The following is a 17970-nucleotide window of genomic DNA, read 5'->3' on the forward strand; positions in this document are numbered from 1 at the left end:
AGCCAACCTAATTTGAAAAACCAATCCCATCCATCCTACTCAAAAGACAGGGCTTTACAAGATCTATCTAAATGAATCATAAAATTTTGTTTAAACAAGGTAGTAATTATACTAAAATCATTAGATGGCTTTTTTATGAGTCTTTTATCAAGGGCTTTTTTAAAAAACCTTTTTATATTGTTTTGTTAAGTGTTTTAAGATTAGGTTGTCAAGCATCCGCAGTTACTACTTTGTATTACTATGCTAATTCTTTGAAGAACGATAAGGCGTTTAAATTTTTTGAATATACTTTAGTAGCAAGAGAATCTGTTATATTTTTATGGGTTATAATTTTTAGCACATTATTCCTGTTTTCACTTGCTTCTATTTTCCAATACTATGCACGTAAAATATCTATTTCATTAGCTAAATCTATGGAAGTTAAGTTTTCTAAAAACTCTTTAACTATATTGAGTAGACTTCCAGACAATAATTATTACAGATTAAGTCTCGATTATTTTAAAGGAAAATATCGGAAGATAGCAAGTGACTGTAGAAGAATAGGTATGGTTATTAGAACCTTTGGCTATGCTATACCTGATATACTGAGTGGTTTTGCAGCAACTATTTCTATATTATCAATTGATACTTTTTTAACTCTTATGGTAGCTTGTTTAGCAATATTTATTTTTATGGCTCAATATCCATCAAACATACGTGGTTCTTCATTTTCAAAAATGTTTGAAAATAATTCAAAAAATCATAATACATGTATTAATAATACACTTTCTTCTTTTTCAAAATTAGAAAGTGATTTTAGAAAAGCTTCTAAAGACATTAATATGATCTTTTCTAAAAAAGAGGTGAAAGAAAGCATAGAAGGCTTTAGCGGAAGAGTAAAAGTTTTAGAAGAAAGCACTCTAACTTCTCAAATTGGTGGTGCCGTTGCCCTATCGCTTACAATTTTTGTTATTGGGAATAGATTGATTTCTGGTATAGATACAAATTGGGGTTTGCTGCTTGCTTATATTGTTTCCTTAAGGATTGTATTAACCGCTATTGTTACTACAGGCAGAACTCTTACAGGTGTAAGTAGATTCTACCCTCAAATTGTTCGACAATTCCAATTATTAGTTACAGTTAAAACTTCTCTAAATAAAAGTTGTTTACAGCTATGCAAAAACGATAAAATAACAGTTAAATATTTAATCAAGAAGAAAAATTATATAGAAATTCAAAGCGATGTTCCGTCAAAAATAAAAATTTTAACTAACGATAATTTTGATAAATTTGTAACTTTAATTTTTAACAATATTATTTTTAAAAAAAATTGCGTCTTAAACGATTCAAAAATCAATCCTCTTTTTCTAGTTAATCGTAAAGACTGTGAGGATCTAATCAAATTAATAAAATCTAAAGATTCTAAAGAAGTGAGAATCGCAGTTATTCATATTGATCTATACTGTAAAATTGATAATTATTTAAAAAAGTCATTATCAGAAATTACTTTCTTATTTATTTTTGATAATAATAAATTCCTTAAGATTCACAATTACACCACTATTGTATCATCAAATTATAATATAATTAAAGTAATAAAAAATGATGACGAATTGTTTAGTTATAATATAAAAAAAGCGATTGATTTTTTAAAAGAAGAAAAAATAAAATTTAAATCGAACCTTAAAACAAAATCCAATGAAGACGAAGAGGATGATGATGAATAAATTATTTAAAACTTCGAAAAACATTAGAAACTTAGCTTTAAGATTTGGTGTTTCACAAAAATTTTTAAAGCTTTATGAATACAAAGTAAATGATTTTTTTTTCCTTAAAAAAATAAAAAAAAAGGATCTTTCAAGAGACAAATACTTTTTGTATAAAAGAGCTTTAAAATTTGGGTATTTTTCTTGGCCAAAAAAAATAAACAAATTTACTCATAACTTAGACGTCATAGATGTTGGATGTGGAACAGGATTGCATGCAATCGGATATGACTTTTTTGGAGTAAAAAGCTATACTGGACTTGATCCCAAAATTCAATATGATAATTGTAATGGAAAAAATTTAAGAAAAAGAATATATGAAGACTTTAAATATAGCCCTAAAGATATAATGAAAGAGATTGATACAATACATTATATAAGTGGAACATTTGAAGATATTGATCCAAAAAATAAATTTGACATTGCTGTACTACATAATGTTACTGAACACTTATTAAACTTAGAAGATGTATTGTACGGAATCTCGAAGATTTTAAAAACGAATGGAAAAATATTGTTTAATCACCATAACTTTTTTTGTTGGAATGGGCATCATAAAGTACCTAAAACTATATATGATATAAAAAAAAATGATCCTATACAGAAAAATTATATTGATTGGAAGCATTTGGAAATTCCTTATGATAAAAATAGTGAATTGTTTAAAAAATTAAATAGAATAAGTATTGACCAACTAAAAAAATTAACACAAAAATATTTTTTAATTGAAACTTGGAACGAAATAAAGTCAACAAAAGAATATGGCATTGAAAGACTCACCCCTGAAATCATTAAAAGACACGATTGCTACACAAAGAAAGAGCTATCGATTCAGCATATTTTTTGTATTGCAACAATTAAATGAAATTTAACTATTTGAGTATGATAATTTTTTTAATCTCTTTTTAAAACATTTTACAATCATATTATCTTCTATAATTTTGAATATTTGTAAGGCTTATCATTTTGCAAAGTTCTTTCAGTCTGATGGTTTCGAAGGCGCAGCACTTGCTTGCTAACCGAGCAACTTGAGAATTATGAATAGCCAGAAATATAAAAAAAAAGTGATTGCTCTTTTTATCCCAGGATTGAACGGTGGCGGTGCTCAGAGATTTATCATAAACCTTGCAAACTCCTTGACCGATCTAACAGATAATCTGATTCATATCGTCCTTACTAGAAAGGATGGTATATTACAAAAACACTTGAAGCCGGAAGTAAATATTATTGATCTCGGAACGAAAAAGGTTTCACGTTCGATTCCAGCCATTGTAAACTACTTAAAAATAACGCAACCTATGGCAATTATATCGACTCTTAATTATGCTAATGTCGTTTGCTTGGTATCCTGGATAATTGCTGGGAAACCTTGTAAAATTATTGTTAGGGAAGCGAATATAATAAGAAAAGTAAAGGGCGAGTCTTTCGATCGAATACAGTCTATTATTGTATTATTTCTTATGAAGGTTCTTTACCCATACGCAGACAAAGTAATAGCCATTTGTAACGATGTCCTCAAGACCATGTTAGACGCAGGAATAAAAATTGAAGAGAATGCTGTATTGATTGGCAACCCAATTTTTATCCCTGAAATTACTTCCGATCCTTTAGCCATCCCATGGTTACCCAAACGAACCACGCCATTTATATGTGCAGCTGGCCGCCTTACAGAACAAAAGGGTTTTGATGTTTTAATCAATGCTTTTGCTAAAATAAATGACAAGCAGATTCATCTTGTCATCTTAGGAGAGGGACCATTGCGTTTTGACTTAAAAAGTCAAACTTATAAACTCGGTATCCAAGAACGGGTTCATCTACCGGGATTTGTAAATAATCCTACAGAAATAATTCGTCAATCAAGACTTTTTGTCTTATCGTCAAGGTGGGAGGGCTTCGTAAATGTTCTTCTTGAAGCTCTTGCCTGTGGTACACCTGTGGTCTCAACTAACTGTCCCGGTGCACCCAAAGAGATCCTAAAAAGCGGATCATACGGACACCTTGTACCATGCGATGATGTGGATGCTTTAGCGAGAGGCATTGAGTTTTCCCTCGACAAACCTATAAGCACCCCAGAACAGAGAATTAGCCGGGCCTATGATTTTTCCTCCGATAAAATAGCTAAGCTTTATTTGAAGCATATTCTTTAGAAACCACCGTATGAAAAGTTTTAGATTACTCTTTTTTCTTTATATTCCTGATAGAATATTATCGATATTTTGTTATTTCATACTCAACAGAAAACTTCCGAATAGGATATAAAATTTGATTAAATAGCTGTCACTAATAAGACAATGTCGTTGAATTAAGCCTCAGCCACGCATAACCCATTGTATTTTTGAATGATTAATGATATATTAGCTGCCAAATATATCAACCCAAAAACCCAAAAGGAGATAAAAATGATTGCGGAAAAAAGAGAAATTGGCATGGAGACTGAAATGCCCGAACTGTGCCGGATATAATCGAATCTTTAAAAAATTTGATCGAATCCGAAGATTTCTGCAATCGATTTAAAAATCGGCCCGAAGACTTTACCCGCAACCGGGCCTTGCCCTTTAAAAATCTCATTTACTACATGATCAATTTGCCCGCGGCGGCATATGAAACCGAATTGTACCATCTTAACAAGAACCTGAAAGGGTCGGACATCGCCGAGCCCCTGGCTTCCAAAAGCGCATTGACCAAAGCCCGAGAAAAGCTGAGCCACATGGCCTTTATCGAACTCAACGATTATCTGGTACGTCTGAGCCAAATGCGCTTTGCGCCAAACCGTTGGAACGGGTTCTTTCTTTTGGCTACCGACGGTACGCTGTGCACCCTGCCCACGGCAAAACCGGTTGTCGAACATTTCGGTCAATGGCATGGGCGACAGGGCGATCCTTGCCCGAAAGCGCGCGTCTCGCAATTATACGATGTTTTAAACAATATTTCGGTAGCCGCGTCGATCACCTCAAAATGTATTGGCGAACGAGAACTGGCCGCCGCTCATTGTGCTCATCTCGGTCCAGAGGACTTAATGCTGCTGGACCGCGGCTATGAAAGTTTTTGGCTGTTCAAGCTTATCGTGGCAAGTAACGCCAATGTCTGTGCCCGTGTATCGTGTAATAAACTCAAAGTTGTCAAAGCGTTTTTGCAATCCAGGGAGCCAGACCGAATCGTTAAATTATCCTGCACTCCCAATTCGGCTCGTAAATGCGCCGAATTCGAATTGGATAAAAAACCGCTAAAACTTCGCCTGGTGCGGGTAGATCTGCCAACAGGCGAGAGCGAAGTCCTGATCACCTCGCTAACCGACCGGGGAAAGTACCCGGTGGAGATTTTCGGTGATTTGTATCACCAGCGTTGGCCGGTGGAAGAAGACTATAAAATTATGAAGTCACGCATCCAAATCGAAAATTTCAGCGGCAAAACGGTTCATTCGGTCTATCAGGACTTTTACGCCAAGGTATTCACCAAAAATTTCGCGGCCATTCTTATCCAGAGCGTCAGTGACCGGATTAAAACGATTTCGTCCGGACGCCTTTATTCGTACAAAGCCAACGTTACCAATGTATTGGCGATGCTGCGCCACCACATTGTCGTATTGTTCAACCGGATGCAAAATCTACTACGTGACAATGTGTCGAAACTTCAAAACCTAATCGTACGTGTGTTAAACGAGATCCGGCCTGGCCGTAGCGAACCGAGGGCCTTTAAAAAGAAAAGTCGCCGAAAATTTAGCACCGCGTATAAACCAATTTCTTAATTCAACGACATTGACTAATAAGATGCTAATAGAAAATGCCGATATTTTACCTTTGGTACAGACAAAAAATGGAGACCTACACCATAACTGCATCGTTTATTATTAAAACATTCACCTCGACAGTTTTTTTGGCTGTTGGTTTTTCTACTAGCACCGCAAATGATCAAACATCACCTCACGCATCTGCGTCAAAGAATGGCTATCGCCGTCTTTTTTATTGGTTTGAAATCAAAAAGACCTGCTATTCGTTTTACAATGTTTGGAATATCTCCGTTTATAAACGTTTCTTTTTTTGTGGTTCTGATACTATTGGCCATCGCTAAAATAACAAATTACTTCAGAATGGCGCCTGAGAGTAGAATCATGCTTTTCATAGTAGCAGGGCTCTTATTTTGGTTAGGAAATCTGGAAGGGTAGGCTGAAATATTAGGAGTTCGTCAAGCTGATATTTACAATTTTACGATGACAAAAGTAAGTGGGTTGGGTTTTGTATTCTGGTTCCTTGTGTTGATCATAATGGGATTGCAAGGTTAAGATTACAGGCACCGTTATAATTTTGAGATGGGTACCATTTTCTTTTATCTCGCCACTTATTTTTTTGTCGAGGTAACGGGCCGCCTGTTCGAAAGTACGGTCATTCTAGCCCTATTGGCAGGACTGTCGCTGACGGATTGGCTTCGCAACGTGTTTCTTTTTCTTGTTTCTATGCAAAGCCTTTTTTATTACGTGTCGAATATCTATCAATCGTGGATGGGATTCGGATCCCGATGAGCAACCACGCTACAAATATTCTACACATAATTACTGGACTTTCAACCGGCGGCGCAGAACGTTCACTTTTCAATCTTCTAAATGGGAGGACGAAGGAACCGTATCGAAATTTGGTGGTATCTCTTTCCACCGATGGCACTTTTGGACACCGGTTACGAAATATAGGTGTTCAGGTGGAGGTTCTTAATCTGAAACCGAGACTTTCCTTTCTTAAGTCAATACGCCAGCTCTATCGGATTGCAGAGCGATTCAATCCCGATATTATTCAAGGATGGATGTACCACGGCAATCTTTCAGCGAGTTTAATTGCATTGTTGATAAGAGGGAAAATCCCCGTCATATGGAACATCAGGCATTCATTGTATAATCTTTCTTATGAGAAAAATTCCACAAAATTGGTGATACGAACCAATCGTGCTCTTTCTTATCAACCAACTGCCATAGTATACAACAGCAATATTTCCAGAGAGCAACACGAATCTTTCGGCTTCCGTTCAAAAACCGGTGACGTTATTTCAAACGGATTCGACATTGAACATCTGAAACCATCCGACGAAAAACACTATTATACCAGAGAGATGCTCGGAATACCAAAATCCGCATTTGTCATTGGCCATGTGGCACGCTATCATCCCATGAAAAACCACACTGGTTTTCTAAAATCAGTTGGCAAAATTGCCAACGACAATAAGAATCTCCACATAATACTATGTGGTAAAGGAGTTGTTGCAGAAAACACCCTCTTATCCAAATGCGTTCCTTTAAAAAGTCAACAGCAATTTCATTTTTTAGGCGAACGTATGGATGTGCATAAAATTATGAGAGGCATGGACCTATTGTGCCTTTCTAGCCGGTGGGGTGAAGGATTCCCAAATGTATTGGGGGAGGCGATGGCGTTGGGCATCCCCTGTGTAACTGCGGATGTTGGAGAAAGCGCTGATATTGTGGGTGAAACAGGAATTGTTGTGCCCGTAAACAACGAAAAAGCAATGAGAAAAGCCATTGTTGGTATATTAAACATGTCGGCAGAAGAAAGGTCCAGTAAAGGAGAAAGCGCTAGGAAACGTGTCGAGGAATATTATTCTTTAGCTCTCATGGTTGAAAAGTACAGGACTCTATACGAGCGTTTGCTTCATTGAGGTTATAGCTATTCAACAAGGCACACAAAGTGTTTACCGACAAAGAGAAGAAACGAATATTCATTGTATCTCGTTGCACATGGACGTTGAGTAATTTCCGATCCGGTCTCATAAACGAGTTGCAGCGCAAAGGTCATGATGTCCATTGTGGAGCCGCGTTTGGAGATGGGTATGATCGCAAATTGTCAGAAATGGGAATCAAGCTAAAATCCCTGCCCATAGATAAGAATTCGATGAATCCCTTTGCAGATCTCGTTCTTTTAATGGCTCTGTATCAATGGTACGTAAAGGAAAGGCCTGATATTGTACATCATTTCACAATAAAGCCGGTGATCTATGGGAGCATAGCTGCCAAATTGGCTGGTGTTCCCAAAATCATTAATACCATTACCGGAATGGGTTATGTTTTTACTGAAGAGAAAGTTGAATTCCTTCGAACCGTTGTAAAACGATTGTATCAAATAGCATTGCAGTTATCACATTACACTTTTTTCCAAAACATCGACGACTATCAATATTTTGTAAGTAACCATCTGATAAAATTTAAGAAAACAGGACTTTTGCCCGGATCGGGTGTTGATTGCAGCTTTTTTTCTCCAGAATTCTTTCTTTGCGAGGCAAATAAAGATAGACTCAATGTTTTAATGGTTTCAAGATTGTTAAAGGATAAAGGCATTTATGAATTCATAGATGCTGCAAAGTCGATAAAAGAAACATCACCGCAAATAAATTTTCAGTTGTTGGGTGGATTGGATACAAGAAATCCTAATGTTGTGCCTGAAAATGAACTCAACCAATGGATAGAGCAGGGAATCGTCGAATGGCTTGGAGAAATGAATGATGTGCGGCCAATAATTGCCGCAGCAGATTTAGTGGTACTGCCTTCCTACCGTGAGGGTATTCCTCGTGCTTTACTGGAGGCATCCTCTATGTGCAAACCAGTAATCACGACTGACGCAGTAGGATGCCGCGAGGTCGTTGATAACGAAATCACAGGCTTGATCGTACCTGTTAGAAATAGCAAGAAATTGGCAGAAGCCATCCGTAAAATATTGCAGAATCCTGAAATGGGACGACAAATGGGTGTGGCTGGTCGAAAAAAAATAAAATCTGAATTTGATGAGAAGATTGTCATTGACAAAACCTCTCAAATATATTTCCAAAAACAACAATTTCCATAGTGATCGACTATCCTTTTTTGAATTTTTTTCAGCATATTAACTAACCCACAAACAAATCAAACAGAAGGAAAATGATGCGAGTCTTAATAACAGGAGGCGCAGGATTCATCGGTTCCCATCTAGCGGAAGCTCACCTCGAAAAAGGAGACGATGTTTACATCATAGACGATTTGTCTACTGGAAGTATGGACAATATCCGTTCTCTTCAAAAAAATACCGCCTACAAAGATAAGCTTTTCGTTCACATCAACACGATCCTCAACCCGGACATCCTCCTTGATTTGACCGGAATCTGCGACGTCGTCTACCACCTGGCTGCAGCTGTGGGTGTTAAGACGATACTGGACAAGCCACTGGAATCCATCGTCACCAACATTCAGGGCACTGAGAAAGTGCTGGAGATGTGTAACAAATTCAAGAAGCGGGTGCTCATTGCTTCCACCTCCGAAGTATATGGCAAGCATATGCACGCCCCGCTGGTTGAAACGGACAACATTATCTACGGACCCTCCAGCAAATTTCGATGGAGCTACGCCGCATCCAAATTGATGGACGAATTCACGGCCCTGGCCCACCACCGAACCAATGGTCTCGAAGTGGTTATTGCCCGTCTTTTCAACACCGTGGGGCCCAGACAGACGGGCGCCTACGGGATGGTCATTCCTCGATTTATCGCCCAGGCCTTAAACAACGAGTCCATCACGGTTTTCGGTGACGGCACTCAGACACGGACATTCACATACGTCAATGATGTCGTGGCTTCCCTGATAGCACTTATGGCATCCGATCAGGCTGTTGGCGAGGTAACAAATATTGGTGGAGTGGAAGAAGTTACCATATTGGAACTCGCCCAGAAGATTATTGAAATGACGAAATCGTCATCCAAAATCAAGTTTATCCCATACGAAGAGGCCTTTGGGAAAGACTTCGAAGACATGCAGCGACGCGTGCCCAGTACCGAAAAATTGGCCCGCATCACCGGATTTGCCCCGGACAAAAGCCTTGAGTTCATTCTTACCAAAGTCATCGAATCCAACAAGGTTGGCAGCTGACGAAGTCGCGCAGCGTTCGATTCATTATTCTTTATAGAGAAGCAAATCGAAAATGCTTGATAAAAACCAATTATGGCTCGCTTTCGCCGCTTTCTCGCTTTGCCTCACCTTTACACCCATCGTGCGACTCGTAGCCACAAAGAAAGAATGGGTCGCCAAGCCCAAAGAAGACCGCTGGCATAAAAAAACAACTGCACTAATGGGGGGCATCGCCATTTTTATAGGAATTGCCGTCCCCCTTTTTATCATTGGCGATTTTTCCATTTTTTGGAAAAAAATTCTGGCCGGTGCCAGTTTCAAAAAACCTCCTGCCATGCCCGCTGTCATATTGCACGGGTCGATTCTTCTTTTTCTTTTAGGGCTGGCGGACGATTTCATCAACATTAAGCCTCATAACAAATTACTTGGTCAGATCATCGTGTCCAGTATGGTGGTTTTCGTCGGATTCCGGTTGAACTGGTTCACCTCACTGACCTTGGACACGATGGTTACCTTGGTCTGGATCGTGGGCATCACCAACGCTTTCAATCTGCTGGACAACATGGACGGGCTTTGCGCCGGAACGGCTATGGTTGCGGCGTTGGCGTTGGCGGCATTGTACGCTAAATACGATCCTTCGGCGTTGTCCGTTTCCCTGATCATCGCCGCTTCCTGCGGAGCTTTTTTGATCTACAACTTTAATCCGGCCTCTATCTTCATGGGAGACTGCGGTAGCCTGGTCATCGGGTTTGCCATTGCTGTTTTAAGCCTGTATCATGGTGAATTCACAACAGGTAGCCGTCTTGCCACTGTCGCGGTTCCCCTGTTGATTCTGATGGTCCCCCTGTTGGACACCAGTTTGGTAACGATTATTCGCCTGTTAAGCGGTCGCAAAGCGTCGACAGGAGGCCGTGATCACACTTCCCATCGTCTCGTGCTGATGGGATTCAGTGAAAGGGGCGCTGTACTTTTTTTGTATGGGATCGGTGTTGTTTCAGGCATCGGTGGCGTTTTTGTCAGCCACAGCGACACGCTGACTTCTCCGGCCGTCATCATTCCTATTTTTTCCGCCATGGTTCTTATGGGGATTTACCTTTCCCAACTGCGCGTCTACCCGGAAAAGGAGTTCTCCGTTCTTCGGGGGAAGAAGTTTACCCCTGTTTTGGTTGAACTGACCTATAAAAAACAAATCCTTCTGGTCATTTTGGACTTGGGAATCGTTGCCTTCTCTTATTATCTGGCCTATCGGCTGAGATTCGACGGACCTGAATTCAGAATCTTTTTTAAAAGTTTTCTTAAATCACTTCCTGTAATTATCGCGGTCAAACTGCTGGTTTTTTATTCTACCGGAATATACAGGGGGTTTTGGCAATATATCAGCACGCCGGACGTCTTCCTCTTTGTCCGCAGTTCCTTTTTTGCCACTCTGCTTTCGATTGTCAGTGTTACCATTTTGTATCGGTTCAACCAATTTTCCAAAGGTGTTTTCATCATCGACCTGATTCTGACAACACTCTTTTTGTTGGGGACCCGAGGTTCATTCCGCCTGTTCAAGGAGACTATAAAGCGCAAAACGCTGAAAGGGAAACGGGTCCTCATTTACGGTGCCGGTCGGGGCGGTGAACTCTTGATTCGAGAAATTCTGAACAACAAAAAAATAGTGTTGGAACCGGTCGGTTTACTGGATGATAACCGTTTTAAAATCGGCAAGAGGATTCAAGGCTTTCCAATATTAGGAAAATTCGATCAATTGCCGCAGTTGATTGATCAATTCAATATTGAAGGCGTATTAATTTCCTTTAACGGCAATACCAGCAACCAAAAAGCCTATTGGGAAGCCATGCGTGTCTGCAGGGAAAAGGGGCTGTTTCTCAAAACGTTTTCAATCGATCTAAAGGAAGTGGATTTGGAGCAAACAACCATCAACTTGGCGCCTTCGAAGAGGAAGCCTGTCAACGTCAATAAACTATGAGTCTGTCACTGTAGGGAAAATCGATTCTATCCAACACAACAATTCGAGAACAAGATTCAAGAAACAAGGTTTCAATGATTAACCGTTTAATTCAAAAAGGCGTACGCATTCCCAACCCTGAGAATACGCAGATCGGGGGCGATGTCGATGGTGATCGCGTTTCCGCTAAAGTGGCTGTAATCCACGCCGGCTGCAAAATCTTCGGTAGCCAGACCCTGATCTGTGACGGTGTCGAACTGGGCGCCGAGGCACCCGTCACCCTGAAAAATTGCTTTGTCGGTCCCAACGTTAAACTCAAGGGCGGTTATTTCGAAAACTGTGTTTTCCTGGAAGGCGCCGAGGCCGGCAGCGGCTCCCACGTGCGCGCCGGCACGATTTTCGAGGAGCAGGCCAGCATCGCCCATACGGTGGGACTCAAGCAGACTATCCTGTTTCCCTTTGTCACCTTGGGAAGCCTGATCAATTTTTGTGACTGCTTGATGGCCGGCGGTACCAGCCGCAAGAACCACAGCGAAGTGGGCAGTTCTTACATTCATTTCAACTATACGCCCAATCAGGACAAGGCCACGGCGTCACTGATCGGCGACGTCCCCAATGGGGTGATGCTCAACCAGAATCCCATTTTCCTGGGAGGACAGGGCGGTCTGGTGGGGCCCTGTAGAATCGCCTACGGCACCGTGATCGCTGCCGGTTCCATCTACCGCAAGGATGTAATCAAACCGGATCACCTGGTATTCGAGGGCGGGGGCAGGGGAGGAAGCGTTCCTTACACCACCGGCATTTACCGCTCGGTGAAGCGACAGGCGACGAACAACATCGTCTATTTGGCCAACCTGTTCGCCTTAATGGCCTGGTACACCCACGTCCGCCGCCTGTTTGTCAGCGAACGATTCCCACAGGCCCTTTACCAGGGGTTGGTAGACACCCTGCAAACTGCCATCGATGAACGCATCAAGCGGTTTTCCGCCTTTTGTGAAAAGCTTCAACGTTCGCGAACGCTTTACGAGGAACAGATGGGCGATAGCGCTTCCAGCAAACTCGTCCAACAGAAAAAAGAGTTGATCGCCAATCGCAACTTTGTCGCAGAGCGGATAGGTGAAAACATAGAAGGAATCGAAGCATACGCCAGCCCTGAGTTTATATCGCAAATCGAAAAAAGGATTCAAACCTGTGGCTCCGTCTACATCGATGTGATCAAAAGCCTGGATAGCACGGAGACCCAGCACGGAACCCAATGGCTTCAGCAAATTGTCGATCAAGTGGTTGAACAGATGCTGGATCTGTTTCCTTCTCTAAGGTAACGTTTCCTCGATTATATTTGAACGACGAGCATTGGCCACCAGCACCTTGACTTTATCGGCTATTCGCTTTACCTTATAGTAAAACAAAAAAAGGGAGGGGGAGGGGATATGGCATTGGCAAAACTCTCCAGTAAATCCCAGGTCGTTCTTCCAGCGGCGATTCGTAAAATGCTTAAGATTTACCCTGGCGATGAGCTGGAGATCACGACGAAAGACAATACTATCATTATCCGAAAAGCAGCCGCCTCGGCAACTGAAGAACTCGATGCCTGTGGTTCCGATATCTGGAAAGGATACGATAACGAACTTGACCAGGCGCGTAACCAGTGGAATTAAACCCCGCGGAACTCCCCGCAAAACAAATATACGCCCTGGACACCGTTGTACTGATTTATTTTCTGGAGCGACATCCCAATTATTACGACGATGCAAAAAAGTTGTTTCGACGGATTGAAGCAGGTGAAATTTCAGCGGTTCTTTCTACATTGGTTTTTGCCGAACTGCTGGTTCCGGCATTTCGTTTGAACAAAATACAACTCATCCAGAAAATTATCCGATCTTTGTCTAACTTCCCGAACCTCAAAATGGTTCCTGTATCTCCGGATATTTCAATCGATGCCGCACGGCTGAGAGCCAAAACCGGTATCCGCACACCTGATGCCATTCATCTGGCGACAGCCTTTGCGTCCAACGCCGAGGGACTGATAACCAATGACAAAGCGTTGCTTAAAGCTGCCACCGACGATTTTCGGATTTGGCTGTTCGATAATCCAAATGGTAAAGGAAAATCGCATTGAAAAGATTTTTCGGCACTGACGGAATTCGAGGCGTCGCCAACCGCTTTCCGCTGGATTGCGAAACGGCGCTGGTTGCAGGACGGGCCATTGCTGTACATTTCAACAAAAACGAAACCGCAACGGGCCGGTTTCTGATTGGTCGTGATTCTCGGATATCCGGCAGCATGCTGGCCAACGCCCTGGCTGCGGGAATCTGCTCCATGGGAAGCGATGTCTATCTGGCCGGCGTCATCCCTACGCCTGGTGTGGCCTACCTGACGGCAGCCGATGGATTCGATGCCGGTATTGTGATTTCAGCGTCTCACAATCCGTTCTACGACAACGGGATCAAACTGTTCGGGAGCGATGGATTTAAATTGTCTGATGCAGCCGAGGGTTCCATCGAGGCCTTGATCGGTGATCCGCCAGCTCTGGCCAAGCAAAGCAAGGCCGTTCAACAGGTTGGCCGGATTAACGCTTTCGATGGTGCCGGTTCCCGGTACCGCAAATTTCTGGAAAATGTAGTTTCCGACGGCAGTGGCAAGCCATTCGACGGCATAACTTTGGTTATTGACGGCTCCAATGGCGCCGCCAGTGAGATCGCTCCCGAGCTTTTCCGATCCCTTGGCGCAACCGTAAAATCAATTTCATGCACGCCGGACGGAATCAACATCAACGATAACTGCGGCTCCCAGCATCCCCGGACTTTGGCCCGGGCCGTGGTCGCAGAAAAAGCCGATGCCGGTTTGGCTTTCGATGGCGATGCCGACAGGTTGATTGCGGTGGACGAAACGGGAACCGTTTTGTCCGGCGATCAGGTAATGGCCATCTGTGCCCGTGATATGCTTTCCAACGGGAAACTGAACAGCGCCAAAGTGGTCACCACGGTAATGAGCAATATCGGATTGGGACAGGCGCTGGCGTCCATGGGAATCGAACACCTCAAGACCCAAGTCGGCGACCGTTACGTGATGGAAGAGATGCGAAAGACCGGTGCGGTTTTGGGCGGCGAAGATTCCGGCCACATGATTTTTTTAAATTACCACACCACCGGCGACGGCATGCTGGCAGCCATCAAACTTTTGGAGGCCGTGCACGCTGCAGGTAAACCCCTGTCCGAGCTTGCAACCGTCATGACGGTCTTTCCCCAGTGCCTGATCAACGTAGACGTAACGGCCAAACCCGCCGTCGATACGGTCGATGCCATCGTGACAGCTATCGCCGGTGTAGAAGCGAAACTGGGCGATAAGGGCCGAGTACTGGTGCGCTATTCGGGGACCCAACCCCAATGCCGGGTGATGGTGGAAGGACCGACCGAGGCAGAAACGCAGTCGTTTTGCAAACAAATCGCCGATGTGGTTGCCGGAGAATTGGGTTGAAAGACTGAAAGATTGATGATGCAAGAAGGGTGGATGAAAGGAAGAAAGTCCTAAGAATCAAATAAGATAAAAACCGTAACTAATTAAAAAACCCCTGATTCGGATAGGTAGCCGAATCAGGGGTTTTTTCGTTATTCGCGGTTGCCGCCAAAAATCATCAGCAGGTACTGAAACATCAGGATAAAATCCAGATACAGGGTCAAGGCGCCGATGATTGCGCCTTTTCGAACCACTGCTGCATCGAGACCGGCGGGCTGGGCCATGGCCATGTGTTTGAGCTTCTGGGTGTCGTAAGCAGTCAGCCCGGTGAACACGATCACACCGATATAGCTGATGATCATCTGCATGCCGGGGCTTTTCAGAAAAATATTGACCACCGAAGCGATTAAAATTCCGATCAGTCCCATGAACATGAAATTACCGACTCCGGTCAGATCTTTTTTGGTCACCCAGCCAAAAATGCTGCAGGCCGCAAATGTGCCGGCACAAATGAAGAAGGTCGAGGCGATGGATGACATGGTATAGACCAGAAAAATGAACGCCATGGTCGCCCCGTTCAATGCAGCGTAAAACATGAACATGCCGGTAGCGGTTGAGGCTTTCATTTTTCCGACACGAGCGGCAAGCATGAAAACCAGCGCCAGTTCGCCGATGAAAAAGATCCACCGTGCCTGGTAGACGAATCGGAGCACCGGCTCATTGTTGGCGACAAACCAGGCAACGCCTCCCGTCAGGGCCAAACCCACAGCCATCCAGTTGTACACACTTCGCACAAACGCGTTTACACGTACTTGCGTCTGGCTTCTTTCCATTGGTATCGACTGCATCTAAAACCTCCGAATGTTGACGTTTAAATCAATTTTTCGTTCATATCTAATGATAATGGGAATATAACACAGGTTGCTTTATTTTCAAGCACAAAGCTGTTATACAGATTTGCGTCTAACAGGCGTCGTTAACAGTGTTCCAAAAAGTAAAAAATCTCTTTCTCGTCATTTCAGCGAAAGCTGGAATCCATTCTTTTCAGCTTGTTATGGATGCCAGATCAAGTCCGGCATGACGCGTTAGCGACTTTTCACGATGCTGTCAATTTTCGGACAAAAACTTTGGTCATCCGCTTTAAGACCCCCGTCAATCGCTATGAAACCGGAACAACTCTATCAGGACCTTAAAGATCTGGCGGAAAAACTGGATCTCACCGTTTCCGAGCAAAGTTTTCGTTCCAGCGGCATACCGGTGAAAAGTGGATTTTGCATTATAAAAGGTAAGATGCACTGCATTATCGATAAAAATATTTCGTTGCACAAAAAGACGCAGGTGCTGGCAGAAGTGTTGTTCGATTTGCCCCATGAAAGTCTTTACGTTGTACCTGCCGTCAGGGATACCATCAAAAAATATGGCAAACCGAAAGGGGATGCCGGGAAAAACAACCTCTTGGATTCATAATTTGACATAATATATCTTATCAGACGTTATATGTATCAGGAGATTATTTTTTACAATTGTGGTCCCCACAACAAATCACTGCCTTTGCAATGAAACCAACTACCGTCGCGAACAATCCGCCAAAACAGCATATCTATTCCATCAGCGAACTGAACAGCAACATTAAGCAACTGCTTGAGGACAAGTATCCTTTCCTATGGATATCAGGAGAAATATCAAATTACAGAGTTCCTTCTTCAGGCCATTGCTATTTTACATTGAAGGATTCGCGATCCCAGATCAGCGCCGTGCTGTTCCGCAACCAGGCGGCAAGCTTGGCATTCCGACCCAAAGACGGCATGGCCGTCATCGGCTTCGGCAGAGTCGCCGTTTATGAACCGCGCGGATCGTACCAGATTGTTTTTGAATACCTTGAGCCCAGAGGCATCGGCAACCTTCAAATCGCTTTTGAAAAACTCAAACGCCAGCTATCCGCCGAGGGTCTTTTCGATGAACTGTCCAAAAAAACATTACCGAAGATCCCGAAAACTATCGCAATCGTTACATCACCCACCGGCGCCGCTATACGTGATTTCATCCAGGTAGCTCAACGACGGTTTGCCAATTTGCCGATTCAGGTGGTTCCGGTCCGGGTTCAGGGGGAATCGGCTCCACGGGAAATCATCCAGGCTCTGACATGGCTGAATGAATTCGGATCCTGCGATGTCATCGTGCTGGCCCGAGGCGGTGGATCCATTGAAGATCTTTGGGCATTCAACGACGAACAGGTTGCCCGGACCATTTTTAAATCCCGAATTCCGGTGGTTTCGGCAATCGGCCACGAGACGGACTTCACCATTGCCGACTTCGTTGCCGACCTGAGGGCTCCGACACCATCGGCTGCCGCGGAAATCGTTGTTCCCTTAAAAACCGAGTTGCAAAGCCGAATCTATGAAATGAAACGGAAACTTTATGTTTCCACATCCTCCAGCCTAAAATTGTTAGAAAAACAATTTATCGGGTTACGCAATCGGATCGTTCATCCCAAGCGCAGGCTTCAGGACTGGCGCATGCGGCAGGACGATTTGGCGACGCGGTTAACGACAACCATCAACGATGTTATCACGCGAAAAAAAGAACGCATCGCTTTTCGCCGGGAAATGCTGTTGCAAGGTTCACCGGTAAAAAACATCACGACGTTGCGGATGCGTCTCGATAATTTTCAGCAGGCATTGAACGGGGAAATGTTCTACAAATTGCAGGACCGAAGGACTTTTCTTTGTAAAAACAGCGCAATGCTCGATGCGTTAAACCCGATGGCGATTCTTCAGCGCGGATACAGCATTACCCGTAGCCTTCCGAATCGAACCATTGTTCGCGATGCCAGCGAAGTCAAAACCGATCAACAGTTGGAGGTGGTGCTGGCCAGCGGAAAGTTGCAGGTTACCGTAACCGATAAACAGACCCAATAACATGATTTGCCGTTATCATTTTAAATGGTTACA

At 43.0% G+C, this 17970-nt stretch carries 15 protein-coding genes; 14 read left to right on the forward strand and 1 reads right to left on the reverse strand.

Annotated features, from left to right (window positions below; translation table 11 throughout):
- The first annotated feature begins 71 nt into the window (after positions 1 to 71).
- From GN111_RS04700 to glmM, 12 genes are all read left to right on the forward strand, one after another.
- Positions 72 to 1706 carry a hypothetical protein gene (locus GN111_RS04700; RefSeq protein WP_155302642.1) on the forward strand — a complete coding sequence of 545 codons (1635 nt, stop codon included), beginning with the start codon at positions 72 to 74 and terminating at the stop codon, positions 1704 to 1706.
- Positions 1693 to 2610, forward strand: coding sequence for a class I SAM-dependent methyltransferase (locus tag GN111_RS04705; RefSeq protein ID WP_170302126.1), 918 nt, complete (start codon positions 1693 to 1695; stop codon positions 2608 to 2610). The genes GN111_RS04700 and GN111_RS04705 overlap by 14 nt, the downstream gene beginning before the upstream one ends.
- A 172-nt stretch (positions 2611 to 2782) precedes the next feature.
- A complete protein-coding gene (locus GN111_RS04710) occupies positions 2783 to 3892 on the forward strand; it encodes a glycosyltransferase (RefSeq protein WP_155302644.1) in 1110 nt (369 codons plus the stop codon).
- A 302-nt stretch (positions 3893 to 4194) separates the two neighbouring features.
- Positions 4195 to 5490, forward strand: coding sequence for an IS4 family transposase (locus GN111_RS04715; RefSeq protein ID WP_155302645.1), 1296 nt, complete (start codon positions 4195 to 4197; stop codon positions 5488 to 5490).
- A gap of 767 nt (positions 5491 to 6257) precedes the next feature.
- A complete protein-coding gene (locus GN111_RS04720; RefSeq protein WP_155302646.1) occupies positions 6258 to 7400 on the forward strand; it encodes a glycosyltransferase in 1143 nt (380 codons plus the stop codon).
- A 29-nt stretch (positions 7401 to 7429) separates the two neighbouring features.
- Positions 7430 to 8581, forward strand: a complete 1152-nt coding sequence (locus GN111_RS04725) for a glycosyltransferase family 4 protein (protein ID WP_155302647.1) — start codon at positions 7430 to 7432, stop codon at positions 8579 to 8581.
- 71 nt (positions 8582 to 8652) lie between these two features.
- Positions 8653 to 9633: a GDP-mannose 4,6-dehydratase gene (locus GN111_RS04730; protein WP_231715672.1), complete on the forward strand. Its 981-nt coding sequence runs from the start codon at positions 8653 to 8655 to the stop codon at positions 9631 to 9633.
- A 52-nt stretch (positions 9634 to 9685) separates the two neighbouring features.
- On the forward strand, positions 9686 to 11584 hold the full coding sequence (locus GN111_RS04735; protein ID WP_155302648.1) for a glycosyl transferase: 1899 nt from the start codon (positions 9686 to 9688) through the stop codon (positions 11582 to 11584).
- 74 nt (positions 11585 to 11658) lie between these two features.
- The gene (locus tag GN111_RS04740; RefSeq protein WP_155302649.1) at positions 11659 to 12885 is read left to right on the forward strand and encodes a protein GlmU; all 1227 of its coding nucleotides are present in this window, start codon (positions 11659 to 11661) and stop codon (positions 12883 to 12885) included.
- Between the two features lie 108 nt (positions 12886 to 12993).
- The gene (locus GN111_RS04745) at positions 12994 to 13221 is read left to right on the forward strand and encodes an AbrB/MazE/SpoVT family DNA-binding domain-containing protein (protein WP_155302650.1); all 228 of its coding nucleotides are present in this window, start codon (positions 12994 to 12996) and stop codon (positions 13219 to 13221) included.
- Complete coding sequence (locus GN111_RS04750; RefSeq protein ID WP_155302651.1) at positions 13212 to 13682, forward strand: type II toxin-antitoxin system VapC family toxin; 471 nt, start codon at positions 13212 to 13214, stop codon at positions 13680 to 13682. The genes GN111_RS04745 and GN111_RS04750 overlap by 10 nt, the downstream gene beginning before the upstream one ends.
- Positions 13679 to 15040 (forward strand): phosphoglucosamine mutase, encoded by a 1362-nt coding sequence (glmM, locus tag GN111_RS04755; protein WP_155302652.1) that lies wholly within the window; start codon positions 13679 to 13681, stop codon positions 15038 to 15040. Before GN111_RS04750 ends, glmM begins: the two co-directional genes overlap by 4 nt.
- Before the next feature lie 131 nt (positions 15041 to 15171).
- Here glmM and GN111_RS04760 read toward each other — a convergent pair whose 3' ends face one another.
- Positions 15172 to 15867 carry a Bax inhibitor-1/YccA family protein gene (locus GN111_RS04760; RefSeq protein WP_155302653.1) on the reverse strand — a complete coding sequence of 232 codons (696 nt, stop codon included), beginning with the start codon at positions 15865 to 15867 and terminating at the stop codon, positions 15172 to 15174.
- Positions 15868 to 16120: 253 nt separating this feature from the next.
- On the opposite strand from GN111_RS04760, the gene GN111_RS04765 reads away from it, so the two are divergent.
- Positions 16121 to 16486: a hypothetical protein gene (locus tag GN111_RS04765; RefSeq protein ID WP_155302654.1), complete on the forward strand. Its 366-nt coding sequence runs from the start codon at positions 16121 to 16123 to the stop codon at positions 16484 to 16486.
- A gap of 89 nt (positions 16487 to 16575) precedes the next feature.
- Positions 16576 to 17937, forward strand: a complete 1362-nt coding sequence (gene xseA / locus GN111_RS04770) for an exodeoxyribonuclease VII large subunit (protein ID WP_155302655.1) — start codon at positions 16576 to 16578, stop codon at positions 17935 to 17937.
- Positions 17938 to 17970 lie beyond the last annotated feature (33 nt).

Origin of the sequence: Desulfosarcina widdelii (genome assembly GCF_009688965.1) — a bacterium.
Taxonomy (GTDB): domain Bacteria; phylum Desulfobacterota; class Desulfobacteria; order Desulfobacterales; family Desulfosarcinaceae; genus Desulfosarcina; species Desulfosarcina widdelii.

Coding starts and splice junctions, on each gene's coding strand:
- GN111_RS04700 (WP_155302642.1), top strand. CDS start 72: ATGAATCATAAAATTTTGTTTAAACAAGGTAGTAATTATACTAAAATC.
- GN111_RS04705 (WP_170302126.1), top strand. CDS start 1,693: ATGATGATGAATAAATTATTTAAAACTTCGAAAAACATTAGAAACTTA.
- GN111_RS04710 (WP_155302644.1), top strand. CDS start 2,783: ATGAATAGCCAGAAATATAAAAAAAAAGTGATTGCTCTTTTTATCCCA.
- GN111_RS04720 (WP_155302646.1), top strand. CDS start 6,258: ATGAGCAACCACGCTACAAATATTCTACACATAATTACTGGACTTTCA.
- GN111_RS04730 (WP_231715672.1), top strand. CDS start 8,653: ATGATGCGAGTCTTAATAACAGGAGGCGCAGGATTCATCGGTTCCCAT.
- GN111_RS04735 (WP_155302648.1), top strand. CDS start 9,686: ATGCTTGATAAAAACCAATTATGGCTCGCTTTCGCCGCTTTCTCGCTT.
- GN111_RS04740 (WP_155302649.1), top strand. CDS start 11,659: ATGATTAACCGTTTAATTCAAAAAGGCGTACGCATTCCCAACCCTGAG.
- GN111_RS04745 (WP_155302650.1), top strand. CDS start 12,994: ATGGCATTGGCAAAACTCTCCAGTAAATCCCAGGTCGTTCTTCCAGCG.
- GN111_RS04760 (WP_155302653.1), bottom strand. CDS start 15,867: ATGCAGTCGATACCAATGGAAAGAAGCCAGACGCAAGTACGTGTAAAC.
- GN111_RS04765 (WP_155302654.1), top strand. CDS start 16,121: ATGCTGTCAATTTTCGGACAAAAACTTTGGTCATCCGCTTTAAGACCC.
- xseA (WP_155302655.1), top strand. CDS start 16,576: ATGAAACCAACTACCGTCGCGAACAATCCGCCAAAACAGCATATCTAT.